Source organism: Catenuloplanes niger (assembly GCF_031458255.1).
Classification (GTDB): domain Bacteria; phylum Actinomycetota; class Actinomycetes; order Mycobacteriales; family Micromonosporaceae; genus Catenuloplanes; species Catenuloplanes niger.
The window spans coordinates 8,697,830-8,724,156 of sequence record NZ_JAVDYC010000001.1; the positions used below are offsets into that span (position 1 = coordinate 8,697,830).

18 protein-coding genes are annotated in these 26,327 nt (G+C 74.7%); 14 read left to right on the forward strand and 4 right to left on the reverse strand.

All coding sequences use genetic code 11. From position 1 onward, the window contains the following. The first annotated feature begins 78 nt into the window (after positions 1–78). From J2S44_RS38215 to J2S44_RS38235, 5 genes are all read left to right on the forward strand, one after another. The gene (locus J2S44_RS38215) at positions 79–768 is read left to right on the forward strand and encodes a response regulator transcription factor (protein WP_310424692.1); all 690 of its coding nucleotides are present in this window, start codon (positions 79–81) and stop codon (positions 766–768) included. Beyond that, on the forward strand, positions 765–2,102 hold the full coding sequence (locus tag J2S44_RS38220; RefSeq protein WP_310424694.1) for a sensor histidine kinase: 1,338 nt from the start codon (positions 765–767) through the stop codon (positions 2,100–2,102). The genes J2S44_RS38215 and J2S44_RS38220 overlap by 4 nt, the downstream gene beginning before the upstream one ends. Before the next feature lie 85 nt (positions 2,103–2,187). Continuing rightward, complete coding sequence (locus J2S44_RS38225; protein WP_310424696.1) at positions 2,188–2,931, forward strand: LmeA family phospholipid-binding protein; 744 nt, start codon at positions 2,188–2,190, stop codon at positions 2,929–2,931. Next, positions 2,928–5,033 (forward strand): MMPL family transporter, encoded by a 2,106-nt coding sequence (locus J2S44_RS38230; protein WP_310424698.1) that lies wholly within the window; start codon positions 2,928–2,930, stop codon positions 5,031–5,033. The genes J2S44_RS38225 and J2S44_RS38230 overlap by 4 nt, the downstream gene beginning before the upstream one ends. Positions 5,034–5,108: 75 nt before the next feature. After that, on the forward strand, positions 5,109–6,671 hold the full coding sequence (locus J2S44_RS38235) for an AfsR/SARP family transcriptional regulator (RefSeq protein WP_310424700.1): 1,563 nt from the start codon (positions 5,109–5,111) through the stop codon (positions 6,669–6,671). On the opposite strand, the gene J2S44_RS38240 is transcribed toward J2S44_RS38235, so the two are convergent. Next, positions 6,672–7,862 carry a hypothetical protein gene (locus J2S44_RS38240; RefSeq protein ID WP_310424702.1) on the reverse strand — a complete coding sequence of 397 codons (1,191 nt, stop codon included), beginning with the start codon at positions 7,860–7,862 and terminating at the stop codon, positions 6,672–6,674. A 233-nt stretch (positions 7,863–8,095) separates the two neighbouring features. On the opposite strand from J2S44_RS38240, the gene J2S44_RS38245 reads away from it, so the two are divergent. The 3 genes from J2S44_RS38245 (at position 8,096) to J2S44_RS38255 (ending at position 12,163) form a co-directional block, all read left to right on the forward strand. Then, a complete protein-coding gene (locus J2S44_RS38245) occupies positions 8,096–11,059 on the forward strand; it encodes a 3-keto-alpha-glucoside-1,2-lyase-like domain-containing protein (RefSeq protein WP_310424704.1) in 2,964 nt (987 codons plus the stop codon). A gap of 259 nt (positions 11,060–11,318) precedes the next feature. After that, a complete protein-coding gene (locus J2S44_RS38250; RefSeq protein ID WP_310424706.1) occupies positions 11,319–11,534 on the forward strand; it encodes a hypothetical protein in 216 nt (71 codons plus the stop codon). A gap of 218 nt (positions 11,535–11,752) precedes the next feature. Next, positions 11,753–12,163, forward strand: a complete 411-nt coding sequence (locus tag J2S44_RS38255) for a nucleotide triphosphate diphosphatase NUDT15 (RefSeq protein WP_310424708.1) — start codon at positions 11,753–11,755, stop codon at positions 12,161–12,163. Positions 12,164–12,181: 18 nt separating this feature from the next. Here J2S44_RS38255 and J2S44_RS38260 read toward each other — a convergent pair whose 3' ends face one another. From J2S44_RS38260 to J2S44_RS38270, 3 genes are all read right to left on the reverse strand, one after another. Then, positions 12,182–13,423, reverse strand: coding sequence for a prolyl oligopeptidase family serine peptidase (locus J2S44_RS38260; protein ID WP_310424710.1), 1,242 nt, complete (start codon positions 13,421–13,423; stop codon positions 12,182–12,184). 118 nt (positions 13,424–13,541) lie between these two features. Continuing rightward, positions 13,542–15,197, reverse strand: coding sequence for an apolipoprotein N-acyltransferase (gene lnt, locus J2S44_RS38265; protein WP_310424712.1), 1,656 nt, complete (start codon positions 15,195–15,197; stop codon positions 13,542–13,544). Between the two features lie 186 nt (positions 15,198–15,383). Continuing rightward, positions 15,384–16,580 carry a cellulase family glycosylhydrolase gene (locus J2S44_RS38270; RefSeq protein ID WP_310424714.1) on the reverse strand — a complete coding sequence of 399 codons (1,197 nt, stop codon included), beginning with the start codon at positions 16,578–16,580 and terminating at the stop codon, positions 15,384–15,386. Positions 16,581–16,883: 303 nt separating this feature from the next. On the opposite strand from J2S44_RS38270, the gene J2S44_RS38275 reads away from it, so the two are divergent. From J2S44_RS38275 to J2S44_RS38300, 6 genes are read left to right on the forward strand one after another with little or no spacing between them, the layout of a single operon-like run. After that, complete coding sequence (locus tag J2S44_RS38275) at positions 16,884–17,669, forward strand: glycosyltransferase family 2 protein (RefSeq protein ID WP_310424716.1); 786 nt, start codon at positions 16,884–16,886, stop codon at positions 17,667–17,669. A gap of 1 nt (position 17,670) precedes the next feature. Beyond that, entirely contained in the window at positions 17,671–18,810 is a 1,140-nt protein-coding gene (locus J2S44_RS38280) for a glycosyltransferase family 4 protein (protein ID WP_310424718.1), read from the forward strand. After that, complete coding sequence (locus J2S44_RS38285) at positions 18,807–19,718, forward strand: glycosyltransferase (RefSeq protein ID WP_310424720.1); 912 nt, start codon at positions 18,807–18,809, stop codon at positions 19,716–19,718. Before J2S44_RS38280 ends, J2S44_RS38285 begins: the two co-directional genes overlap by 4 nt. Before the next feature lies 1 nt (position 19,719). Further along, the gene (locus tag J2S44_RS38290; protein ID WP_310424722.1) at positions 19,720–20,802 is read left to right on the forward strand and encodes a glycosyltransferase family 4 protein; all 1,083 of its coding nucleotides are present in this window, start codon (positions 19,720–19,722) and stop codon (positions 20,800–20,802) included. Then, positions 20,799–23,243, forward strand: a complete 2,445-nt coding sequence (locus J2S44_RS38295; protein ID WP_310424724.1) for a glycosyltransferase family 39 protein — start codon at positions 20,799–20,801, stop codon at positions 23,241–23,243. The genes J2S44_RS38290 and J2S44_RS38295 overlap by 4 nt, the downstream gene beginning before the upstream one ends. After that, positions 23,240–26,260 carry a glycosyltransferase gene (locus J2S44_RS38300; RefSeq protein WP_310424726.1) on the forward strand — a complete coding sequence of 1,007 codons (3,021 nt, stop codon included), beginning with the start codon at positions 23,240–23,242 and terminating at the stop codon, positions 26,258–26,260. The genes J2S44_RS38295 and J2S44_RS38300 overlap by 4 nt, the downstream gene beginning before the upstream one ends. The last annotated feature ends 67 nt before the right edge of the window (positions 26,261–26,327 follow it).

The following is a 26,327-nucleotide window of genomic DNA, read 5'->3' on the forward strand; positions in this document are numbered from 1 at the left end:
GAAGAGGGTGCACGCAACCCTGGCAATGGGCCGGACTCTCATCCGGTTCACACGTGACCGTGATGTCATGGCGGCATCATGACCGCCCGCATCCTCGTCGTCGACGACGCGCCGAACCTGGTGGATCTCCTCCGTACCGTGCTGGAGTTCCACGGTTTCACCGTGCGAGCCGCGACCACCGCGGCCGGCGCGGTCGAGGCCGCGACCGCGCACCGGCCCGACCTGATCCTGCTGGACGTGATGCTGCCGGACGGTGACGGCATGGACGTGTGCCGCCGGCTGCGCGCGGCCGGCTCGGACGCCGCGATCGTGTTCCTGACCGCGCGCGACGCCCGCGCGGACGAGATCGCCGGGCTCGCCTACGGCGGCGACGACTGGATCACGAAGCCGTTCGACATGGACGTGCTGCTGGCCCGGGTCCGCGCGGTGCTGCGCCGCGCCCGGGCCGCACCGCCGGAGCCGGACCCGACGCTGCGCTACGCCGATCTGGAGCTGCACCCGGACACGCTCGAGGTGCGCCGCGCCGGCCGGGAGGTGCGGTTGTCCCCGACCGAGTTGCGGCTGCTGCGCTACTTCCTGGAGAACCCGGGCCGGGTGCTGTCAAGGTCGCAGATCTACCGGGCGGTGTGGGAGTACGACCTGGACGCCGGCTCCAACGTGGTCGACACCTACGTCGGGTACCTGCGCCGCAAGCTGGACCCGCTCGGCCCGCCGTTGCTGGTCACGCACCGCGGGTTCGGCTACGCGCTGCGGGCGGCCCGGCCGTGACGCTGCGCCGTTCGCTGCTGCTGGTGATGGCCGGCCTGACCGCGTGCGGCCTGCTGGTCGTGACCGGCACGGCCGCGGTGGTGCTGCACGCCTACCTGATCCACCGCACCGACGAGCAGCTGCTGGCCGCGGCCGAGCTGGCCCGGCACCGCTATCGGACGGACACGCTGCCCGCGGAGCGGCGCCCGGAGACGGTCCGCGAGGTCATTTCCGTCACCGAGTACCTGATCGAGGTGCGTGGCGACCGGATCGGCACGCTGCGCATGATGGGCACGGTCCCGCTGCCGTCCCGTCCGCTGCTCGACCGCGCCGACCCGGACGACCCGAAGCCGCAGGACGTCGCCGGGTTCCGGGCCGTGGTGGTACGCGACCGGGGCCTGACGGTCCTGGTCGCGCTGCCGCTGGACCGGGCCGGGGACACGGTGACCCGGCTGGCCGTGGTCGCCGGGAGCACCTCGCTGGCCGTGCTGGCCGTGCTCACCGCGGCCGGCCGGTGGCTGCTGATCCGCCGGCTGCGCCCGCTCAACGAGATCGCGGCGGCCGCCACCGAGCTGGCCGACGGGCACCTGGACCGGCGGGTGCCGGACCCGCCGCACGGGCCCCGGACCGAGGTCGGGCGGCTGACCGGCGCGGTCAACGGCATGCTGACCCGGATCCAGGCCGCACTGGCCGCCCGGGAACGGTCGGAGGCGCGGATGCGGGACTTCGTCGCGGACGCCTCGCACGAACTGCGCACGCCGGTCACCGCGATCCGGGGTTACCTGCAGCTGATCCGTACCGGCGTGGTGGACCTCAACGACCGGCCGGACGTGCTGCGCCGGCTGGAGCAGGAGGCGAACCGGATGAGCGCGATGGTCACGTCGCTGCTCTACCTGGCCCGGCTGGACGCGGAGCCGCCGGCCCGGCACGGGCCGGTCGACCTGGCCGCGCTGGCCCGGGACGCGGTCGCGGACGCGGCCGCGGTGGAGCCGGACCGGCCGCTGACCGTGGACGCACCGGACCGCTGCGTGATCACCGGCGACGAGGACTCGCTGCGCCGGGTGCTGGCGAACCTGCTCGGCAACGTGCGCGCGCACACGCCGCCGGGCACGGCCGCGCGGGTCACGGTCACGCACGGGCCGGACCGGGTCCGGCTCGCGGTCACCGACGACGGTCCCGGCCTGGACGCGGTGGCGGCCGTGCACGCGTTCGACCGGTTCTGGCGGGCCGGGTCGGCCCGGTCCGAGTCGGACGGCGCGGGCCTGGGGCTCGCGATCGTGGCCGGTGTGGTGCGGGCGCACGGCGGCGAGACCGGCGTCGACGGCTCCACCGTGTGGTGCACGCTGCCACGCTGAGCGGTGCCCGGCCGGCGCGCCGACTCACGAGCAACTCTCATCGTTCCCGCACCGCCCCGGCATCCGCGGCTGGTGGCATGTCGAGGTGCTCAGAAAACCTTCGAAGGCCGTGGTCGCGGTCGCGGCCGTGGTGGCGCTCGCCGTGCCGGTCGCGGCGGACCGGATCACGGCCGTCCTGGCCGGTGACCGGCTGGCGGCGCGGCTGCGTTGCACGGCCGCGATCACCGGCGACGTGGACGTGACGCTCCGCGGCTTCCCGTTCCTGACCCAGCTGGCGCGCGGCGAGTTCGACGGCGTCAGCCTGCGCGCGGACCGGGTGACGGCACGCGACGTGCCGCTCGGCGACGTGCGCGTGGAGGCGCGCGGGCTGCGGGGCACGTCCGCGGACGCGCTGACCGCGAGCGCCGTGCTGCCGTACCCGGCGCTGACCGGGCTGGCCGGCGACGCGCTGTCCGGCCCCGGGCTCGCCGGCGCCGAGTTCGGCGGCGACGGCGGCCGGCTCACCATCACCACGACGCTGCCGGTCCGGGGCATGACCATGCCCGCGACCGTGTACGCGGACCTGACCGTGGACGGCAACCGGCTGACCGTCACGCCCGGTGAGATCGAGCTGGCCGGCCTGGGCCTGCGCGTGCCCGCGTCCCGCCTGCCGGACGGCATGGCCGGTGCGCGCACGGTTGCGCTGCCCGCGCTCCCGGACGGCCTGGTCTACCAGCGGATCTCCGCGACCACCGGCGGCCTGCTGCTGGTGGTCGCCGGCACCGGCTTCGACCTCGGCTCCGGCCGGGCCGACGAGGACAACAACTCCTGTGGGGGTACGCGCCGATGAGCACGATCGAGAGCGGCGCGGCGCACCGGGTGATGGCCCGCTGCGGGCGCGTCATCACCCGCCACCCGTGGCCGGTGATCGCTGCCTGGCTGCTGCTCACCGTCACGGTCGCCACGCTGGTGCTGGCGTTCGGGCGGCCGGTCGACGAGGACGCCACGCTGCCCGGCAGCGCCGGCCAGCACGGCCGCGACCTGCTGGAGGCGCACCTCGACGGTGCGGACAACGCGAACGGCCAGGTCATCCTGCGCTCCGCCGGCGAGCGCCTGGACGACCCGGCCGTCGCGGCCGCGATCACGCGGACCGTGGACCGGATCCGTGGTGTGCCGCACGTCGACTCCGTCGGCGCGCCGGTGCTCGGCGCCGACGGCCGCACCGGCTATCTGGACGTGACGCTGGACGTCGGCCCGCAGGAGCTGACCCGGGCGATGACCGAGGACGTGATGGACGCGGCCGGGACACCCGGCCTGGAGACGCTGCCCGGCGGCGCGCTGACCCGCGCGCAGCCCAGCACCGGTCACAGCGAGCTGATCGGCGTCACGGTCGCGCTGGCCGTGCTCGTCGTCGCGTTCGGCGGCCTGGTCGCGGCCGCGCTGCCGCTGGTCACTGCCGCGATCGTGCTGGTCGTCGGTATCGGCGCGATCGGGTTGGCCGGCCACCTGACCGGCGTCCCGTCGGTGGCCACCACGCTCGGCACGATGATCGGGCTCGGCGTCGGCATCGACTACGCGCTGTTCCTGATCACTCGCTACCGGGCGCTGCTGGCCCGTGGGCGGGACGTCCGGGACGCGGTCACGGAGACGGTGGCGTCGTCCGGCAGCGCGATCGTCTTCGCCGGCGGGACCGTGGTGGTGGCGCTGTGCGGGCTGGGCGTGGCCGGCGTGCCCATCCTGACCACGCTCGGCTGGACGTCCGGCCTGGTCGTGGTGATTGCGGTCGGAGCCGCCACCACGCTGCTGCCGGCCCTGCTCACGCTGCTCGGCGCGCGCGTCGACGCGCTGCCGGTGCGCCGGGCCCGGACCGGCAGCGCGTCCGGGTGGGGCCGGCTGGCCGACCGCGTGATCCGCCACCCCTGGCGGTACGCGCTGACCAGCGGCGCGCTGCTGCTCGTGCTGGCCGCACCCACGCTGGCCATGACGCTGGGCCAGACCGACGCCGGTGACCGGCCCGCGTCGTCGGCCGAGCGGGCCGGCTACGACGCGATGGCGGCGGCGTTCGGGCCCGGCATCAACGGCCCGCTGACCGTGGTGGCCGAGCTCAGCCCGGCCGCGACCGGCCCCGGCGATCCGCGGCTGGCGGCGCTGACCGGTGCGGCGGCGGGCGTGCCGGGTGTGGCGCGGGCCAACCCGGCCCGGCTCGCCCCGGACGGGCAGGTCGCGTCCGTGCGCGTCATCCCGGACACCGCGCCGTCCGACCCGGTCACGCTGGACACAGCCGGCCGACTGGCCGCGCTCGACGTACCCGGAGCCGCTGTCTCGGTGACCGGTCAGACCGCGGTCCGCGGCGAGCTGGCCGACCGGGTTGCGGACCGGATGCCGCCGGTGATCGTGGTCGTGGTGCTGCTCAGTGGCCTGCTGGTGCTGGTCGCGTTCCGGGCGCCGGTGGTCGCGGCCAAGGCCGCGGCGATGAACCTGCTGTCGGTGGCCGCGGCCTACGGCGCGCTGACCGCGGTGTTCCAGTGGGGGTGGGGCGCGGAGCTGATCGGGCTGGACGGCCCGGTGCCGATCGAGGCGTACGTACCGATGATGCTGTTCGCCCTGCTCTTCGGGCTGTCCATGGACTACGAGGTCTTTCTGCTCACCGCGGTCCGCGAGCACTGGGAGCGGACCGGCGACAACCGTCGCGCGGTCCGGGACGGCCTGGCCGAGACCGGTGTGGTGATCACTTCGGCCGCACTGATCATGGTGTGCGTGTTCGCCAGTTTCGTGCTCGGCGACGAACCGGTGATCAAGATGATGGGCCTCGGCCTGGCCGTGGCGATCACGGTCGACGCCACGGTGATCCGGGGCCTGCTGGTCCCGGCCGTCATGACGCTGCTCGGCGCGGCGAACTGGTGGACGCCGCGCCGGCGGGCCGCGGCCGTGATGCCCGAGCGGGCCGCCTGATACGGACTGTCCGGAATCGAACGCTGCGATCTCCCGGCCGGGGTCCGATGACACCCTGGCCGGTTGGAGCTGTTCGTGCTGGGACCCTTGACGGTGCGTCACGGCGGGCGGGACGGGGTGATGCCGGGCGCGAAGGCGCGGACCGTGCTCGGGCACCTGGTCGTGCACGCGGGACAGCTCGTGACGACGGACGCGCTGATCGCGGAGGTGTGGGCGGACGCGCCGCCGGCCACGGCCGCGAACACGCTGCAGACGTACGTGTCGCAGCTGCGCCGGCTGCTGGAGCCGGGCCGGGCGGCCGGGGAACGGCCGCGCGTGCTGCGTACCGTGCCGGGTGGCTACCTGCTCGACCTGCCACCGGACCAGCCGGACAGCCGGCGGTTCGAGGAGGCGGTGCGGCGTGCGCGGGCCGCGGTCGAGGAGCGGGAATACGACAAGGCGGCGGATCTGCTGCACGCGGCGCTCGGCTGGTGGCGCGGTCCCGCCTACGGCACCGTGCCGGGCGAGACCGCGGCCCGGGAGGCGGCGCGGCTGGCGGAGTGCCGGCTGGCCGCCACGGAGCTGCGGATCGACGCGGATCTGGCGCTCGGCCGGCACGCCGAGATCGTGGGGGAGCTGGAGCGGTTCGTCGCGGAGCAGCCGTGGCGGGAGCGGCCGGTGGCGCAGCTGATGCTGGCGCTGTACCGCTGCCACCGCCAGGCGGACGCACTCGCGGTGCACCGGGCGGCGCGACTGCGGCTGGTGGACGAGCTGGGCGTCGAGCCGGGACCGGAGCTGCGGGCGCTGGAGCAGCGCATCCTCCGCCAGGACCCGGATCTGCTGCCGGACGGCGGCACCCCGGCACCGGCCCCGGCGACACCACGGGCCGCGCCGTCGCATGCCGCTGTACCGCAGGTCGCGTCACCGCAGGTCGTGCCGCCCCAGGTCGCGCCGCCCCAGTCCGCGCCGCCGCAGGCCGCGCCGCCGCCTATTGGACCGCCCGAGCCACGGATGATCGCGACCGCCACCCCGCGGGCCGCGACCGTATCGCGGGCCACGCCCGAGCCACTCCGGACGCCGGACACCGGCACGCCGGACACCGGTACGCCGGGAGCCAGGACACCGGCGGTCGGTCGCCGGCGAGCGTGGTGGCGGGGGATCGCCGCCGGGGTCGCGCTGCTGCTCGCGGCGGGTGCCGGGACCGCGGTGCTCGCCTCCCGGCGTACCGCTGATGCCGCCGGTGGCGTCTTTCACGAATTCGATCTGGCGGTACGCCCCGGGCTCGGCTACGACCTGGACATCCCGGACGGCCGGCCGAGCGACTGGCACGCGACCAACAATCCGCGCTCGCCCGACTACGACTTCCTCGACCTCTACCGCACCAGCCCGGAATCCGCGCACGACCAGCTCTCCGGCGTCGACCTGACCAACACGAACGCGTTCAACGCGATCCACGCGGTCAACCGCACCGACCCGCCCGGTACGTGCCGGGGCCTGCCGCGGGACGGTGGCGGCAACGTGCGGCTGGCCGCGCTGGCCGCGGGTGCGCGGATCTGCCTGCGCACCCACGACCGGCGCTGGGCGATGCTGACCGTGACCCGGATGCCGGAGACCCGCGAGGCCGTGCTGGCCCTGCGGGTCACCGTCCTGAACGACTGATCAGCAGGTGCGCGCGGCCACGCACGGGTCGAGCACGCGCAGGTTGCTCCACACCACGGCCATCCAGTCGAGCTGCGGGTTCGGGTCGCCGGTCCGGCCGTAGAGCTTCGCCACGTAGGAGGTGACGCCGCCCTCGGTGTACGGCTCCCAGTTGTCCTTGCCGTACTTCAGCCACGGGTCGGCCTGCCCGAACGCGGTGTACTGGTTGCCGGACTCGATCTCGATGGAGAAGAGGTTCCGCGAGCCGGTGTCGCCGAAGTACATGCCGTACTCGGCCATCGCCCGGAGGAAGACCTTCTTCCACTCCTGCACCGGCAGCGCGTCGATCTCGGCGCGCGTCATGTCCAGCTGCAGCAGCGCGCCCATCGGCGGCGCGTTGAGCGGGTTCGCGCAGGGCCGGCCCTTGCCGCGGGCCGGGTAGACCGCGGTGCCGTTGTCGCAGTCGATGACGATGTTCAGCGCGTGGTCGATCCGGCCGGCCACCAGCTCCTCGGCCCGGACGCGCCCGGCCAGTCCGGCGAAGTGCGCGGCGGTGCCGTGCCCGACGCCGCCGCCGGGCGGTTCGCAGTTGGTGCCGTCCGCGGGGACGCCGGCGCAGTCGCCGACGATCCGGGACCGGCCGCCGAACGAGATCTGCAGCGTGCCGCCGGGTGCGGGCAGGCCGGTGCCGCGGACCTGCCACATGTCGTACGACCAGCCGGTGGCCTGGTCGACCACGGTCAGGTGCCGGTCCGCGGTGGCCGGCGCGGACCAGCCGCCCTCCGGTGCGGCCTGCGCCGGGATCGGCACCAGCAGGCCGTCGATGGTGAAGTTGCCGCCGTACTCGACGCAGTCGACGCGGAATACCGGGTCGCCGGGCTGGGCGTAGTAGGTCGGTTCGCCGCCGTGCCCGGCCGGGTCCGCGGTCAGGTGCCCGACGTAGTCGCGCGCCGAGATGTCGCCGAGCACCCGGCCGACGATCGCGCTCGACTGCGCCATCAGCCGCGGGTTCGCCGGGATCGGGGTGTTGAACGGGCTGGTCGCCTCGAACGGCCGCCAGCACGCGGGCGGCCAGTTGCCGGGCCCGTAGGAACCCCAGGCCGGCGTGCACGCGGCCGGGGTGGCGGCCGGCGCGGCCGGCGCGGGCGCCGGTGCGGCGAGCGTGCCGGTCGCCACGAGCAGCGCCGCGGCGAGGCGGTACAGCGGTGTCATCGATACCTCCACGGTGGTGAGTGGACGTGCCCCCTCACGGTCCCGGCGCCGCTGGAGAACCGCTGAAGGTCCGCGTGAGAGTTCCTGGACATCGCGCGTCTGTCCTGTTTGACCGTACTTTTGCACGACTCAGGAAAAAGTTAATTCCGCACGATCGAAAGATGTAGACGTACCGACGGAAGTACTTCAGGATGTTCACAGCCCTGAATCACACCCGTAACCCGGGAGCGCAGATGAGAAAACGTCTGTCCGTGGCCGCCGTGATCGTGACAAGTCTGATAGCGACGCCCACACCGGCGTTCGCGGTCGACCCGCCAGCGCAGGAGCCGGGGGTGACGCTCCGGACGTACGACATCGGGGTGCCGCTCAGCAAGGTCTGCGAACTCAAGCCCGGCCAGACGCCCAACGTGGACAAGCTGATGCCCACGATCGACTGGTCCACCGACGCGGACTTCGGGCTCGCGTCCAACTTCGTCACGCACGCGATCGCGAACCTGACCGCGCCGTCCGCCGGGGCGTACACGTTCCGGCTGACCAGTGACGACGGCTCGAGGCTGTGGATCGGCGACAGGCTCGTCATCGACCACGACGGGCTGCACGGCGTCGATCCGCCGAAGGAGGGCACGATCGACCTGACCGCGGGCGTGCACCCGCTGCGGATCGAGCACTTCGAGCGGGACGGCGGCCAGGAGCTGCGGCTCGCCTGGCGTACCCCCGGCGCGGGTGACTTCGAGACCGTGCCGAACAGCGCGCTGACCACGGACGCGGGTGTGGTCCGGGTGACCGCGCCGGGCCGCAAGGAGTGCGTCTCCGGCACCGACACCCCCGGTGACGGGCTGCCGCTGGCCGGCGTCAACCCCGGGTACGACCTCACGAACCTGCGCCCGCCGGGCTTCGAGCCGCAGGTCAGCGGCATCGCGTGGCGGCCGGACAAGAAGATGGTGATCACCACCTGGGGTGGTTCGGACACCGTCGCCGGCGAGGTGTACCTGGTCGAGAACGTGACCGGGAAGACCGGCCCGGACAGCGTGAAATACAAGAAGATCGCCGACGGGCTCAAGGAGCCGATGGGCGTGGCCGTGGTCGACGGCATGGTCTACGTGTCACAGAAGCACGAGCTGACCGAGCTGCGCGACACCGACAAGGACGACGTGCTGGACACCCGGCGGACCGTGGCCACCTGGCCGTTCGGCGGGAACTTCCACGAGTTCGCGTTCGGGCTGCTCTACCGGAACGGCAAGTTCTACCTCAACCTCTCCGTGTCGATCAACTACGGTGGCGCGACCACGGACCCGCAGCCGGTCGGCGGGCGCGGCACGCACATCGTCGTGGACCGCAGGAGCGGCGAGGTCACCACGGTCGCCGGCGGCCTGCGCACGCCGAACGGCATCGGCTGGGGGCCGAACAACTCCATCTACGTGACCGACAACCAGGGTGGCTGGCTCCCGTCGTCGAAGCTGATCAAGATCCAGGACGGCGCGTTCTTCAACCACTACACGAACCCGGACGGTCCGTTCGACGCGAAGGCGCCGACCCGGCCGGTGCTGTGGCTGCCGCAGAACCAGATCGGCAACTCGCCGAGCACGCCGGTGCTGCTGGACTCCGGGACGTACCGTGGGCAGCTGCTGATCGGTGACGTCACCTACGGCGGGCTGCAGCGCGCCGCGCTGGAGACCGTCAACGGCGTGGAGCAGGGCGCGGTGTTCCGCCACACGCAGGGCCTCGAGGCCGGCATCAACCGGGTGTCGGTCGGCCCGGACGGCGCGATCTACGTCGGCGGGCTCGGCGCGGACGGCAACTGGGGCCAGGAGGGCAAGCTCCGGTTCGGCCTGCAAAAGCTCACGCCGAACAAGACCTCCGTCTTCGACATGAAGACGATGAAGGCGGTCGAGGGCGGCTTCAAGATCGAGTACACCGAGCCGCTGTCCGACGCCACGATCGCGAAGCTGCCCACGGCGTACCAGCTGCAGCAGTGGCGGTACGTGCCGACCGAGCAGTACGGCGGCCCGGAGGTCGACACCGAGGCGCTGCAGGTGACCGGCGCGAAGGTCTCCGCCGACCGGAAGACCGTGACGCTGACCGTGCCCGGCCTGCGCCGCGACCGCGTCGTCCACCTGCGCTCGCCGCGCCCGTTCGCGGCCCGGGACGGCGAGACGCTGTGGAGCACCGAGGCGTGGTACACGATGAACGAGCTGCCCGGCAAGAAGGCGCAGCAGGTCTACTACGAGGCCGAGGAGGGCAACCGGGAGGGCGGCGCGTCGCTGGCCACCGACCACCGCGGCTACTCCGGCGTCGGCTTCACCGCCGGCTTCGGCAAGCTCAACGCGTCCACCACCATGCACGTCACCGTGGACCGGGCCGGCGGCCACGCGGTCGGGCTGCGCTACTCCAACGGCCCGGACCCGTTCAGCGGCACCAAGACGGTCAGCGTGCACGTCAACGGGCGCAAGGTGAAGCAGGTGTCGCTGCCGTCCACGGTCACCTGGGAGGAGTGGGCGACCGTCACCGAGAAGCTGAACCTGCGCAAGGGCGCCAACACCATCCAGTTCCGGGTGGACGCGCTCGACACCGGGCACGTCAACCTCGACCTGATCAGCGTCCGCGAGTGGGGCAAGCGCATCACGCTCTTCGACGGCGGCTCGCTCGACAACTGGATCCACACGGACGGCCGCCGTGCCCAGTGGCCGGTCCTGCCCGCGACGAAGGCAACCGAGGTGTGCTGCGGTGACCTGCGGACCAAGGACGCGTACGGCGACTACAAGCTGCACGTCGAGTTCAAGGTGCCGCTGCTGCCGCCGGACGTCACCGGCCAGGACCGCGGCAACAGCGGCGTCTACCAGCAGGAGCGCTACGAGCTGCAGATCCTCGACTCGTTCGGCGACACCACGCTGAACAACAACGAGGCCGGCGCGATCTACCAGCTGAAGCCGCCGGACGTGAACGCGGCCACCGCGCCGGAGACGTGGCAGACCTACGACATCACGTTCCGCGCGGCCCGCTACGACGCCGCCGGCGTCAAGACCGAGAACGCGCGCATCACGGTCGTCTGGAACGGCAAGAAGATCCACGACAACGTGCAGATCCCGGCCGGCACCGGCGGCAACATCCCGGAGGGCCCGTCCACCGGCGCGATCCGCCTCCAGGACCACGGCAACAAGGTCCAGTACCGCAACATCTGGATCGAGCCGGCACTGTAGGAACCGCTTCCCGGGCCCCGGCGGCATCTGCCGCCGGGGCCCTTTCCATGCCCGATCTGCCCGCTTCCGGCGGCGCGGGTCCCGCACGCTCCCGCGGGCACCGGTCGGCCGCGGGCGGCCTCCCTGTCGGATCCGTGGCCGCACGACCGGGACGCACGGCCGTCGCTCGTGGCCCTGCTCGCGGGGGTCGGCCGCGCCGCGGTTTCGGATCTGACCGTCCGGGTAGGACAGCGTCGTCGAACCGAAGCCAGGAGGCCTCATGGACAACGGAACCGGCGCCACGCGCCGCAACATCCCGGCGCGGACGCCGATCAGCCTGGCCGCCATCCTGGTCGGCGTGATCGTCCTGGTCACCACGGCCCCCGACGTGCTCCGCGGCGAGGTCGCCATCCTGCCGGTGTTCGCCGTGGTGGCGGCGCTGGCCGCGATCGCCGTCGGCGTGGCCGGCCTGATCGGCGCCGCCCGTCACCCCTGATCCCACTCCTACGGGTACGACCGCCGGCGGTCGTACCCGTAGGAGCGGTCACGGGAAGCCATGTCAGGCCAGGCGGCCGCGGAGGCCGGCGAGGACGCGGTCGTAGCGGTACCTGCCGGTGGCCACCCCGATGCCGGTCGGCATCACCGGGCCGAGCCGGCCGGTCGGGGCGACCCCCGCTTCGCGCGTCCATCCGCCCGTCGCGTCATGATCTCAGAATGTCCGCATCGTATCGAGGGCCGTTCGTCGGGGTCAGCGCCGTGGTGATCCGGGACGGGGCCGTCCTGCTCGGCCGGCGGCGGGGCGCGCACGGGCCCGGCACCTGGGCGTTTCCCGGCGGCAAGGTGGACGCCGGTGAGGACCCTGCGGTGACCGTGGCCCGGGAGCTGCGGGAGGAGACCGGTCTGCGGGCCACCCGCGTCGAGCCGGTCCGCTGGACCAGCGACCTGTTCCCGGACAGCGGCCTGCACTACGTCACGCTGCACCACCTGGTCGAGGCGGACGGCGAGCCGGAGGTCCGGGAGCCGGACAAGGCGCACGAGTGGCGCTGGTGGCCGGATCTCGAACGCCTTCCGGAACCGCTGTTCGGCCCGGCCGCCGCGCTGTGGGCGACCGGCTGGCGTCCCTGACCGGCTGACCCGGCCGGGTCAGCCCCGGCGGCGGCCGGCCATCCACTGCCAGAGGTGGGTGCCGTCGACGCTCGGGTCGTTGCGCGCGACGTAGATCCAGGACCAGTGGCCGTTGAACCGGTAGCCGTTCCGGACGACCTGGTCGTAGAGCGTGCGCAGCGCGCCCGGGATCAGGTCGGCGGCGTGCACCGTGTTCGGCACCGGCGGGACCGTGGGGTCGTCCATCGAGGTGACCAGCCACGTCGGCGTGGTGATCGCGGTCAGCTCCGCGTCCGGGATCAGCGGCGGCGCGCCGGTGCCGCCGAGCGGCATGACCACACCGCAGATTGGTACGGACGAGGCGAACAGGTCGCGGTAGACCGTGGTCATCTTCAGGCTCATGTAGCCGCCGTTGCTGCAGCCGACGACGTGGACGCGGGAGCGGTCGACCGGGTGGCGGCGGGCTACCTCGTCGATGATCTCCCGGATCAGCGGCGCGAACCGGTCGCCGTCCTCCATCCAGAACGACGTGCTCTGCGGCGCCACCACGTACGCCCCGGCGAAGATCTTCTGGGCCTCGGGGGTGGCGAACCCGAGCGCGCCGCGGTTCGCGCGCAGCTGGGTCTCGTTGTCGTAGTAGCCGTCCGGCAGCGACGCGCCCTCGCCGCCGCCGTGCAGCCACACGATCAGCGGCCGCCGGCCGGCCCGGCGGCCGGGGGAGTAGAGCCGGTACTTCATGCCGGACGCGGACTCGTGGTGGCTGAACGCGTCCACCTCCGGGTCGGCGAGCCGGCCCTGGGTGAACCCGGTGATCGTGACCGCGCGGCCGTGGCGCAGCCGGATCGGCGCGTGCTGCGTGATCGTGTACGTCAGGGCGAGCCGGACGTTGCGGCCGCGGTCGAGCACGTAGCCGAGCGTGTTGCCGCCGGCGACGCCCTCGCCGTGGGCCAGCGTGAGCACGACGTCGCCGTGCCGGTCGAGCCGGGCCTCGGTGACGGTGCGATCCAGGTCGTAGAGGCCGGCGGTGTTCGGCAGCGGGCTGGTCGCGGTGGCGTGCACGCCGAACGTGCCCGGCGTCAGGCTCGCCGGGTCGATCGCCCCGAGCCGCGAGGTGCCGAGCGTGACGGAGACGACCTGCTCGCCGCCGTCCAGCGTCCGCGCGTCGAGCCGGAACCGCACGGTCGTGGCGTGCCCGCCGGCGGAGGCGGCACCGGGCAGGGCGAGACCGGCGGCGGCGCCCGCTCCGGCGGTCAGGACGAGACGACGGCTGATCGCGGCCATGCGGAACTCCCTCGATTGGAACGAGGCGTGTCGATGTCCGCAAACCTATCGTGTGGGAAATGCCCCGGCAACACTCCAGAAACGCCCCGCCCGCGGGCGGGGCGTCACCGGCGGCGGCTCAGCGGGACGCGCGCCGCATCCGGAGTGCGGCGAGCGCGGCGAGCGTGAGCAGCGACGCGGCGGCCAGCGCGACCGGCAGGACGACGCGGAGCCGGGTGGCGGGCGTCAGCCCGTCCCGCAGCGTCACGGTCTGCACCATGGCGCCGGCCCGGAACGTGGGCAGCCGGTCGATCGTGCTGCCGTCCGCCGCGATGATCGCGCTGGTGCCGACCGTGGAGACGTTGACCACGTCGCGGCCGGTCTCGATCGCGCGGACCCGGGCGATCGCGAGCTGCTGCACGCTCTCGTCCGTGGTGCCGAAGTCGCCGTTGTTGGACTGGGCCAGGATCACCTGGGCGCCGCGGACCGGCAGGTCGGCGATCACGTCGTCGGCGGTGATGTCGAAGCAGATCGCGGAGCCGAGCCGCATCCCGGACACCTCGAGCACGCCCTCGCGGGTGCCGGGCACGTAGTCGCGGGCGACCATGCCGATCAGGTCCGGCACGATCGCGGCGTAGAACGCGCGGTCCGGCACGTACTCACCGAACGGCACCGGCCGCTTCTTGTCGTAGTGGTCCGACGGCGCGGACGCGCCCGGCTCCCAGGCCAGGCTGGTGTTGTAGTACTGCCCGTCCCGTTTCGTGATGGTGCCGAAGACCAGCGGCGCGTCCATCGCCTCGGTGAGCTGCCGGATCCGGGTCTGCCCCTCCGGGTAGCGCAGCGGGTCGAGGTCCGCGCCGTCCTCCGGCCAGACCACCACGTCGACGTCCTGACCCAGCAGCGGCGCGGTGGCCAGCTCCTGCGCGGCCAGCAGGTCCCCGCGCGTCTTCTTCGTGAAGTACCCGGCCGGCCCGTTGCCCTGCACCGCGGCCACGGTGATCTCCCCGGTCGCCGGCACGTGCGCGATCGGTACCAGCGCGAGCGCGAGCACCGCGAGTGACCAGCCGGCCAGCGCCGGGACCGGCAGCGCGCGGCGCCGGCCCGGGGCGTCCGCCGGTGCGCGGTCCGCGTCGTGCCCGGCGGCCACGCGCACGCGCCGGGCGCGGACCGTGGCGCGAACGATCTGGAAGGCGGCCGCGGCGATCGCGACCAGGACGAACGACAGGCCGGACGTGCCGACCCAGGACAGCAGCGGCGCGAGCGGGCCCTCGCTGTGCGAGAAGCCGACCCGGCCCCAGGAGAAGCCGTTGTACGGCCAGCGGGCCGCGACCTCCTCCCGGGTCACCCACAACCCGGCCGCCAGCAGCGGGTACAGCAGGAAGGCGCCGCGCCGGCCCGGCAGCACCGAGGCGGTCAGCCGGGACGCGACCGCGATCAGCCCGCAGCCCACCGCGAAACTCGCCGCCTGCGACGCGGAGAGCGCGAACCACGGCACCGGGCCGAGGTAGAGCCCGCTCCACGACACGTGCACCAGGTAGAACGCCAGCCCGGCCAGCAGCCCGAGCCCGGCACCGGCGCGGAAGCGCACCCCGTCGACGGCCGCGAGCACCAGCGCCACGCCGGCCAGCGTCAGCGGCCACCAGCCCAGACCCGGGAAGCCGAGGTCCATCACGACGCCGCCGGTCACGGCCACGGGCACCCGCCACAGCACGGCGAGCCGGCGGCCGGTGAGCCGCGGTCGCGCCGGTCGCGCCCGCGTCTCCGCAGGTGCGGGCGCCGTGATGTCCACCGTCATGCCGTGCGTCTCCTCCGAGGTCGGCCGTTCGTGAACCCCGATCACGTTCACGACCAGCGGGTACGGAGTATCACAGCCGATCCTGAGAGCGGCGCTCAGCGGGGTCCTCGGCGATCATCACGTGCCGCGTCGTCGGCATCGTGGCGCCACGTGCGGCCTCGGCGCCGTCCGGCCGCGCCCCGGGGGTCAGCCGCGGGAGCGGAACGAGTCGTAGGCCGGTTTCCGGGTGCCGTCGGCGCGCAGCAACCCGAAGTGGCCCTCCCGGTCGGCGCCGCCGAAGTCGCGCAGCGTGTAGTAGAGCAGCGGGCCGGTGCCGGGGATCTCGCCGGTCCACAGCGCGTAGAGGTCGGGCAGCAGGTCGGCCTGGGCGCTCTCGCCGATCGACGGGCGGCCGCCGGTGGGCGCGCCGGTCTCGGTGCCCCAGAGCGTCGTGGCGCCGTCGCCGTTCGCGTCCATCAGCGCGCGGACCTCGCGGGCGGTCGCCATCTCGCCGCTGTCCGGTGCCGGGGCGTCCGGGTACGGGTGCACGGCCACGGCGTCGCAGGCGTCCCGCAGCCCGCGGTCGTAGAGCGCGCGGTACCAGTCGAGCGTCGGTACGCCGGTCGCGCCGCCGCCGGTGCCGCCGGAGAGCACGACCGCGTCCGGGTCGGCCGCGTGGATCGCCCGGTAGGTCTCGGCCAGCAGCGCGGCGTAGGCGTCCGGGTCCGGTGCCGGGCTCCAGGCGACCGGCAGGTTCGGCTCGTTCCAGATCTCCCAGTGGCCGACCCGCCCCCGGTAGCGCTGCACGGCCATGGTCGCGAACGCGGCGAAGCCGGCCCGTTGCGGCGCGGTCGCCGGGCCGTGGTTCCACGCGGTGCCGGGTGGGCGGGCCCAGATCGCGGTGCTGCCGAGGATGAGCAGCACGTCCAGGCCGCGGGCCCGGGCGGCGTCGACGCCGCGGTCCAGCCGGGACCAGTCGAACGTGCCGCGCGCGACCTCGATCTCCGACCAGGCCGCGTCGAAGCGCACCCAGCCGGCGCCGAGCGCGGCGACCCGGTCCAGGTCCGGGCCGGGGTCGGCGTAGAGCAGCCGGTGACCGGGGATCGCCACCCCGGCCCGCGGGTCCCGCCTCGCCGCCGGGGCGGCCGGGGCCGCCGGTGGGGCGGACGGGCCGGGCGCCGTCCCGAGCAGCGCGGACGACCAGGGCGCGGGCGCGGGTGCCGCGGGTGCCGGCGGGGCGGGTGCCGGTGGTGGGGCGGCCGGTGCGGCCGGCGGCGGGGCGGCGCGCCGGGCCGGGATGCCGCCGGCCGCCACGAGCAGCGCCGCGGGCAGGACCAGCGCGACGACGGCGGCCATCGCCCACCGGGCCCGGGTGCGGGCCCGGCGTCGTCCGGACCGAATCATGAAAATCCTCTATTCGTGAACCGGTCTCACGTGTGAGAACGGTGTGGCAACCGAAATTAACATTGACGTTCCTTGTTCAACCTGTCCGATGTGCACTACGGTATCGCTGCGTTACTCGCCGTTGTTTCCGGCACGGGCAAGGGGGACCCCCAACGACTTTTCCGCACGGGGGCGGACTTCCATCAGGCATGCGAGCTGCTGACTCGCAAATTTGCATCCCGAGACCCCGGATGCGCCTGGAATGGTGTGGAGCAACTATTACATTGTTGTTTCTCGATGCTCACTGCCTTGAAACGGAGAATCATGGCGACCGTATCGGTCATCATCCCCGCGTACAACGAGCAGCAGAACATCCCGCAGACGATCGCGGCCATTCCCGCGGCCCGGCTGCGCGCGGCCGGCTACGACGTCGAGATCCTGGTCGTGGACAACGCGTCCACCGACGAGACCGGGCGGCTGGCCCGCGAGCACGGCGCCAGGGTACTGGTGCAGCCGGTCCGCGGCTACGGCAACGCGTACCGGGCCGGCTTCGCCAACTGCGTCGGCGACGTGATCGCGACCGGGGACGCGGACCTGACGTACCCGTTCGAGATCCTGCCCGAGGCGGTGCACCGGCTGGAGACCGACCGGCTGGACTTCCTCACCACCGACCGGCTGGCCCGGCTGGACCCGCAGTCGATGACCCGCTCGCACATCTGGGGCAACCACGCGCTCAGCTTCGTCACCCGCCAGCTGTTCGCGGTGCCGTTCCGCGACTCCCAGTCCGGCATGTGGATCTTTCGGCGGCACCTGCTGGACCGGATGCGGCTGCGCTCCGGCGGCATGGCGTTCTCCCAGGAGCTGAAGGTGGAGGCGTACCGCAGCGGCTTCCGGTGCGCGGAGATCCCCATCTCCTACTACCCGCGCGGCGGCGAGACGAAGAACCGCACCGTGGTCGACGGCATCGGCAACCTCAGCCAGCTCATCGCGGCCCGGCTGCGCAACGGCCGGCGGGCGCCCGCGCACGCCGCCCCGGGCCGTCCGCTGCTGTCCGCGACCGTGCCCGCGGCCGGCACCGCCGCGCACGCCGACCGGCACGCACGGGACTGACGTGCGCATCCTGATCGTCTCCAGCTACTTCCCGCCGCACATCGGCGGCGTCGAGGCCGTCGCACACCGGCAGGCACGCGTGCTCGCCGCGCACGGGCACGACGTCGCGGTCGCGACCGGCCGCGTCGACCCGCACCTGCCGGAGTACGCGCGGGAGCACGGGTTCTCCGTCTGGCGGCTGCCCGCGGCGAACCCGGTCGAGCGGCGCACCGGTGTGCCGTACCCGTTGATGGGCGCGGGTTTCTGGCACGGACTGCGCCGGCTGGTGACCTGGTCGGAGGTGGTGCACGTGCACGACGTGCTGTACCAGCCGCCGCAGGCCGCCGCGCTGCTGGCCGTGCGTGCCGGGCGGCCGCTGTTCGCCACCCAGCACGTCGGCCCGGCCACCCACCCGCACCCGCTGGTCCGCGGCGTCGAGCACACGGTCGGCACGGTCGCGGGCCGGCTGATCTGGCCGCGCTGCCGGTCCGTGGTCGCCTACAACCCGCGGGTCGTGGCGCACCTGCGGGCCGGTGGCGTGCCCGCGGACCGGATCGCGCGCGCGGAGATCGGCGTGGACACGGACACGTTCGCGCCCGGGCCACCGGACCCGGCGCTGCGCGCGGCCTGGGGCCTGCCGGCCGAGGGAAGGATCGTGCTCTTCGTCGGGCGGATGATCGCCAACAAGGGGTACCAGAGCGTGCTCGCCGCCGCCGGTCCCGGCCGGCACGTGGTGCTGGCCGGCTCCGGCACCCCGGCCGGGCCGATACCGCCGGGCGCCACCTGGCTCGGGCCGGTGTCCCCGGACCGGCTGCCCGGCCTCTACCGGCTCGCGGACGTGTTCGTGCTGCCGTCCCGCGGCGAGGTGTTCCCGATCGTGGCCCGCGAGGCGATGGCCACCGGGCTGCCCGTGGTGCTCACCGACAGCCCGCGCTACGACGACTACGACGTCGACCGCGCGCTGCTGCGCCTGGTCGCGCCGGAGCCCGCACCGGTCCGGGCCGCGATCGACGCCGTGCTCGCCGACGACGCGCTGCGCCGGCGGATGGGCGCCTGGTCCCGCACGTTCGCACTCCGGCACTTCGACGCGGCGGCCGCCGACGACGCGCTGCTGCGCCTGTACGACGACACGCCGGCGGTGCCGGCCGGAGGGACCCGATGACGCTCACCGTGGTGGTGCTGACCTACGACAGCGCCGAGACCGTCGACGCGTGCCTGCGGTCCGTCGCGGAACAGGACCCGCGACCGGTGGAGATCATCGTCGTGGACGACGACTCCGCCGACCGTACCCTCGAGATCACGGCCGCGTTCGCGGCACACAGCCCGGTCCCGGTACGGGTGCTGCGCAACGGCGCCCGCAACATCTCCCGCGGCCGCAACATCGGGCTCGCGGCCGCGACCACGCCGATCGTGGCGTTCCTCGACTCGGACGCGTGCGCCGACCCCGGCTGGCTCGCCGGGATCGAGGCCGCGTTCGCCGCGCACCCGGACGCCGCGGTCGTCGGCGGCGGTGTGGAGACCGCGTACGCCACCCGGTTCGCGCGTGCGATCGCGGTCAACGACGGCGCGGTCCGGTCCGCCGCCGCCACCGGCTCCCTGCTGGTCTGCGGCGCGAACCTGGCCGTGCACCGCGACCGCGCCGGCGGCGCCGGCTTCGACGAGCGGTGGGTGTACGCGGAGGACATCGAGTTCGCGCACCGCGTCCGCCGCTGGGTGATCGCACCCGAGGCCCGGGTCCGGCACGCCAGCCGCGCCACGCCCCGCCGCTACCTGCGTCAGATGTACCGGTACGGCATGTGGAAGGCCCGCTACACCCGGCACACCGGGCACGTGCGGCTGGTCGACTACTCGGCCAGCGCCGCGCTGGTCGGCACGGCCGGGCTGGCGCTGCTGCTCGGCCCGGTGTGGCTGCTGGCCTACCCGGCGTTCTGCGCGGCGGAGACCGCCGTGGTTGCCGCGTTCCGGCGGCCCGCGCCCTGGCTGCTGCCGCTGATGTTCCTCGGCTGGCTGGTCAAGAACGCGGCCTGGGGACTCGGCATGCTCGCCGGTTTCGCCCGCCCGGCGGTCTGACGTGGAGATCGTGCACGTCGCCGGCCACTACCCGCCCCACCTCGGCGGCGAGGAACTGGTCGCGCAGCGGCTCGCCGAGCTGCAGGCCGCCCGGCACCGGGTCACCGTCTACACGTCCGCGAGCGACGGCGCGCCGCCGGACGAACGGCACGGGAACCTGCGCGTGGTCCGGGACCGCGCGCTGCCGGTCGGCAACACGCCGGTGATCCCGGCGCTGCCCGGCCGGCTGCGGCGGCACACCCCGGTGCCGGACGTGCTGCACGTGCACGGCGGCCTGGCCGTGCTGCCGGAGATGGTGCGCTTCGCGGCCCACCGCCGCCGGATCCCGTACGTGGTGCACGTCCACCTCATGGTGCGCCCGTCGTCCGCGGCCGGGCAGGTGCTGCTCGCGCCGTACCTGCGGCACCTGTACGCCCGGTTCCTGCGCGCGGCGGACGCGGTCATCTGCCTGACCGGCGCGATGCGGGCGGAACTCGCCGACGCGTTCGGCGTCGACGACACCCGGATCGCGGTGGTACGCAACGGAGTCGACCGGGACCGGTTCGCGCCGGGCTCGTTCGCCGACCGGGCCGACCGGACGCTGCTGTTCGCCGGCCGGCTCACCGCGCAGAAGGACCCGCTCGCCGCCGTGGAGGCGATGCGCACCATGCCGCCGGACGTGTCGCTGCGCATCGCCGGCGACGGCCCGCTGCGCGACGCGGTCGCCCGCCGGGTGTCCGAGCTGGGCCTGCGGACCGTGACCATGCTCGGCCGGCTCGACGCGCCCGCGCTCGCCGAGGAGTACCGCCGGGCCACCGCGGTGCTGATGCCGTCCACCCACGAAGGGCTGCCGCTGGTGCTGCTGGAGGCGATGAGCACCGGCGCGCCGGTGGTCTGCACCGCGCTGCCGGAACTGGTCGAGGCCGGCGGCGACGCGGTCCTCGCGGTGCGCCGGCCCGCGTTCGGCGCGGCGATCCGCGCGCTGCTGGCCGACCCCGGCCGGCGGGCCGTGCTGTCCCGCGCGGCCGCGCGCCGGGCCGCGGACTTCACCTGGACGGCCACGACCGACGCGGTCGAGCGCGTCTACCGGCGGGTGCGCGGATGACGCTCACGCTGCAGCGCCCGGTCGCGGCACCACCCCGGCGCGCGTTCCCGGCGCTGCCCGTGGTGGCGCTGACCGCGCTGGTGCTGCTGCACGCGCTGGTGCTGGCCGGCGCGCCGGCCGTGCCGCGCACCGCGGTCGGGCTGCCGCTGGTCGTGCTGCTGCCCGGCGCGCTGCTGCTGCGCGCCCTCGGCGTCCGGCGGCGCGGCGTCGAGCTGCTCTTCCTCGCGGTCGTGATGTCGCTGGCGGTGCTGCTGGCGACCGCGACCGCGCTGGCACTCGCGGGCCGGCTCAGCCCGCTCGACTGCCTGATCGGATTGGACCTCACCCTGGTGGTGCTGGCTGTGGCGGCTGCGGTGCGCGGTCGCCATCACGCCCGTGCCGGCGAGGACGGCCGGGTGCCGGTGGGTCGGAGCCCGGCCCCGGTCGTCCTCGTGACCGCGGCCACGGTCGGTGCCGGCGCGGTGGCCGTGCTGCTCGCGGCGCTCGGCGCGGCGCGGCTCAACGCCGGTGACGGGCCGCAGGTGTCGCTCGCCGCGCTCGCGGCCGTGCTGGCCGCGGTGGCCGGTGCGGCGCACGCGGCCGGCCGGCGCCGCACCGGGGTCGCGGTGACCGCGCTGTACCTCGCCGGGCTCGCCGTGCTGCTCGGCACGTCGCTGCGCGGCACCGGCGTGACCGGCCACGACATCAAGATCGAGTACCACGTGCTGGTGGACGTGCTGGAGGCCGGGCGATGGCGGCCCGGCGGCACCTACCCGGGCTACAACTCCTGCCTGAGCCTGACCACGCTGCCGGCGTTCCTCACCCGGCTGTTCGGGACGGCGCCGCTGGACGTGTTCCGGGTCGTCTACCAGCTGATCTTCGCGCTCGCCCCGGTCGGCGCGTTCCTGCTGGCCCGGCGCCTGCTGCCACCGGTCGCCGCGGTGCTCGCGGCCGGGCTGTTCATCGCGTTCCCCACGTTCGTCAACGACATGCCGATGCTGAACCGGCAGGAGCTGGCGCTGCTGTTCTTCCTGGTGCTGCTGCTCGCGCTGCTGGACGCCCGCGGGCCGCGCGGCCCCCGGATCGCGCTGCTGCTGATCGCGGCCGCCGGGCTGACCGTGTCGCACTACTCCAGCACCGCGGTCGCGGTGGCGCTGCTGTCCGTCGCGGCGACACTGCGGCTGATCCGCCGGCGGGTGCCCGCCACCACGGACGGCGTGCGCCGGCCACCGGCGCTGGCGTGGCCGGCCGGGGCGCTGGCCGTGATGCTGGTCGGCTGGGCGGTCTGCACCGGCAGCGCGCCCGCGTTCGCGACCGGGCTGGCCGAGACCGGCCGGGCGATCGGCGCCCGCGCGGCCGTCCTGTCCGACTCCACCCGCTATCTGCGCCCCGGCACGGACGCACCGGACGACCGGGCCGCGCTGACGTCCTATGTGGAGGTGCTCGGCGCCGAGCGGGAACTGGCACCGGACGCGGCCTGCCCGCCCACGGTGCTGCCGGCCGACGCGCTGCCGCCGACCGGGCTCGGCCGCTCCCTCCAGGCCCCCGGTGCCGCGAACACGCTGCTGCGGCAGGCGGCGATGCTGCTGTTCCTGGGCGGCGCGGTGGCCGGCTGCGCGCTGCTCTGGTGGCGCTCACGCCGCACCGGGCCACCCACGAACCGCGCGATCGGCACCGGATCGGGAGGCGCCGCGGACCCGGCCGGATCGTTCCCGAGCGGTCGCGCCGGGACCGTCGTGGGCCGTGGCGCGTCCCTCACGAGCCGGGTGCGCGACGCCGGGCTGCTCCCGCGCCGCGGCCGGCACGCCGGGTCCGTCACGAGCGGGGGACCGCACGGAGCGCGGCCCACGGTCCGGGTCGCCGCCGAACTCGGCACGGCCGCGCTGGTGCTGCTCGGCGTCGCCGTGATCGCACCGCAGATCACCGACTCCTACGGGCTGCTGCGCCTCTACCAGCAGATGCTGCCGCTGCTCGGCGCGGCCGCGCTGCTGGCGCTGTGCGCGCTGCCCGGCCTGACGGCGACCGCGCGGTCCGGCCTGGCGACCGCGCTCGTCATCGTGGTGCTCGCCTCCACCAGCGGCCTCGTTCCGCGGCTGACCGGCGGATACCCGCCACAACTGAACCTCGCCGACGCCGGGCCCTACTACCACGCCTGGTACGCCACGGACGCGCACGCCCGCGACGCCGCCGCCGTCGAACGCGCGCTGCCACCCGGCGCGCCGCTGCTCGCCGACAGCCGGGTGTCCGCGCTGCTGCGCACCTACACGGAGCTGGAGCCGGTCGAGGGCATCGCGCCCGGCGTGCTCTGGCGCGACGCCTACCTGGCCGTCCGCGCGGACGGCGTGACCACCGCGGTGATCGGCGAACGGGTGGTGCGCTACACCTATCCGCCGGGCTGCCTGACCGGCGGGCGCACGCTGCTCGCCACCGCCGGCAGCCTCCAGGTGTGGAGCCCCGCATGAGCGCCGCCGTCCGCATCCTGCACGTGATCAACCTGGGTACCACGTGCGGTGGCGCCGAGCGCCTCGCGGCCGCGCTCGCCGCCGTGCAACGCGACCGGGGCCACCAGGTCCGGGTGCTGTCCAGCGACCGGGACGGCGACGGCGTCCGGTTCAGCGACGTCACCTGGCCGCAGCGCACCGGCGGGCCGTGGTGGCGCCGCCTCGCCGGCCTGGTCCGCAACCCGGCCGCCGCGGACGCGCTCGTCGCCGAGGTCCGGCAGTGGCGCCCGGACGTGGTCCACCTGCACACGGTCGGCCTGCTCTCGCCGAGCGCGCTGCGGGCGCTCGCCGGCGTGCCGACCGTCCACACGCTGCACGGGCCGGAGCCGTTCCTGCGCCGCACCGCCCGGTACTGCATGCCGGCCGCCTACCAGCGGCCCGACTCCCCGGCCCGGCTCACCTGGCGCGGCCGGCTCTGGCTGCTGCTGATCTCGGTGCTGCTCGGCCCGCTCTGGCGGCGCGCGCTGCGCGTCGTCGACCTGCGGATCGCGCCGAGCCGCTACATCGCCGGCCTGGCCGGCGGCCCGACCGTGATCGTGCCGAACGGCCTCACCACCGTGACACCGGCCTTCACGCCGACCGCGCCGGTGGCCTTCACGCCAACCGCGCCGGTGGCCTTCACGCCGACCGCGCCGGTGGCCTTCACGCCAATCGCGCCGGCGGCCTCCGTGCCGGCCGTATCGGCGGCTTCTGCCGGCGGAGTCCCGGCGGTTCCGGTGCGGGCACCTGCGGTACCCACCCCGACCGCCGCTCTCGTTCCGCCCGCGGTCCCCACTCCGCCCGCGGGCCCGGCGGCGGGACCGGAGCCGGGCCCGGCCACGGCGGACGACGGCTCGGGACCGGACCGGGCCGGCGGCCGCGTGGTGTTCGCGGGCCGGCTCGTACCCGCGAAGGGTCCTCAGGTTCTGGTGGAGGCCGTGCCGCGGCTGCTGGAGATCGCACCCGGCGCGCGCGTCACGATCTGCGGCGACGGGCCGCTGCTGCCGTCGCTGCGCCGCCGCATCGACGAACTCGGCGTCGGCCACGCGGTCGAGCTGACCGGCTGGCTCGACCCGGCCGCCGTCGCCGCCCGGATCGCCGCGGCGGACGTGGTCGCCGTACCGTCGATCTGGCCCGAGGGTTTCGGGCTGACCTGTCTCGAGGCGCTCGCCGCCGGCCGGGCCGTGGTCGCCTCCGACGTCGGCGCGCTCGGTGAGCTGATCACGCCGGGCCGCACCGGCCTGCTGGTCCCGGCGGGCAACCCGGACGCGCTCGCCGGCGCGGCCGGGCTGCTGCTCGGCAACGCGCCGCTGCGCGACCGGCTCGGCACGGCCGGGCGCGCGCTGAGCGACGACTTCGGCATGGCCGCGCACCACACCGCGGTCCTCACCGCCTACACGACCGCGATGACCCGCGAACCCGCCCGCGCCGGCGTCCTGGCCCGGCTGCGGGACGACAGCCTGCTGCGCAACTCCGTGATGCTGCTCGCCGCCACCGTCGCGCTGGCCGGCGGCGGGTTCGTGTTCTGGCAGATGGTGGCGCGGCTGTTCACCCCAGCCGCGGTCGGCGAGGCCAGCGCGCTGATCTCCGTCTCCACGCTGCTGGCCAACGTCGCGCTGCTCGGCATGAACAACTCGCTGATCCGCTACCTGGACCGGTGGCCTGACCCGGCCCGCACGGTCAACACCGGCGTGTTCCTGGTCGCCGCCGCCGCGACCGCCGGCGCGACCGGGTTCGTGCTGGCCGCGCCGGTGCTGCTGCCCGGCGTCGCGGCCGAGCTGACCCCGGCCCGGTCGGCCGTGTTCGTGGCGCTGACCGTGGCCGCCGCGCTCGGCATGCTCTACGACAACGTGTTCGTGGCGCTGCGGCGGACCGGGCACATCCTGTCCCGCAACGTGCTGGTCGTGGCGCTGCGGCTGGTCCTGCCCGGGCTGCTGGCCGGGCTGGGCGCGTTCGGTGTGTTCGGCGCGTACTGGCTGGCGTTCGCGGTCGCGCTGGTGCCGAACCTGGTGGTGCTCGGCCGGACGTTCCGGTTGCGGGCGGCCGGCAGCGTGCGGCGGCTGCGCGACATGTGGCGGTACTCGATCGGCACGCACCTGTCGTCGATCATCCTGATGCTGCCGACGCTGCTGATGCCGGCGCTGGTCACCGCGCGCGCCGGTGCGGAGGCCGCCGGCCGGTTCTACATCGCGGCGCTGGTCGCCAGCGTGCTGCTGTTCGTGCCGCAGGCGGTCGGCCGGGGACTGTTCGCGGAGGCGCAGGCGGACGGCGGGCGGGCCGGCGACCACCTGCCCCGCGTGCTGCGGCTGACCGCGCTGACCCAGCTGCCGCTGCTGGTGTTGCTGATCGTGGCCGGCTGGCCGCTGCTGCGCGTGTTCGGCGACGTGTACGCGGACGCGTACCCGCTGCTGATCCTGCTCGCGGTCGCGAACGCGCTGAACTCGGTCGGCTACGTGGGCAGCACGCTGCTGCTGGTCGCCGGCCGAACCCGGCTGCTGTGCCTGCTCTCCGGCGCCGCCTACGGGATCGCCGTGGCCGGCGGCTGGCTGGTCGCGCCGTACGGCCTGCTCTGGATCGGCGGCGCTCTGCTGGCCGGCGAGATCGTGCTCGCGGCCGGTTACACCTGGGTGATCCACACCGCGGTCCGCGACGGCCGGCGCCGCACGGCGGCCGCGAACGGCTGCGATCCGGCGGTCGCGAACGGCCGCGATCCGGCGGTGGCCGTGGATGACCGCGGGCGGACGGCGGCCGCGGAGAGCTCCGAGCGGAATCCGACCGTCGCAGGTCGGGAGTGGACGGACGGGGCGGAAGGCCGACAGCGGCCGGCGGCGACGGGTGGCCGGGAACCGACAGCGGCGGCCGACCGTCGGGAGCGGACATCGACGTCGCACGGTCGTGAGTGGACCGAGTCGGACGGCCCGGCACCGGCGGCAGCGGACGACCGGCCGGGCGGCCCGGATCGCTCGGTGGCGGACCGCGACCGGCGGGGCCGACGGTGAGTCGCGACCGGCCGGGGCCGATGGTGAGCCGCGACCGGCCGGGGCCGACGGTGAGCCGAAACCGGCG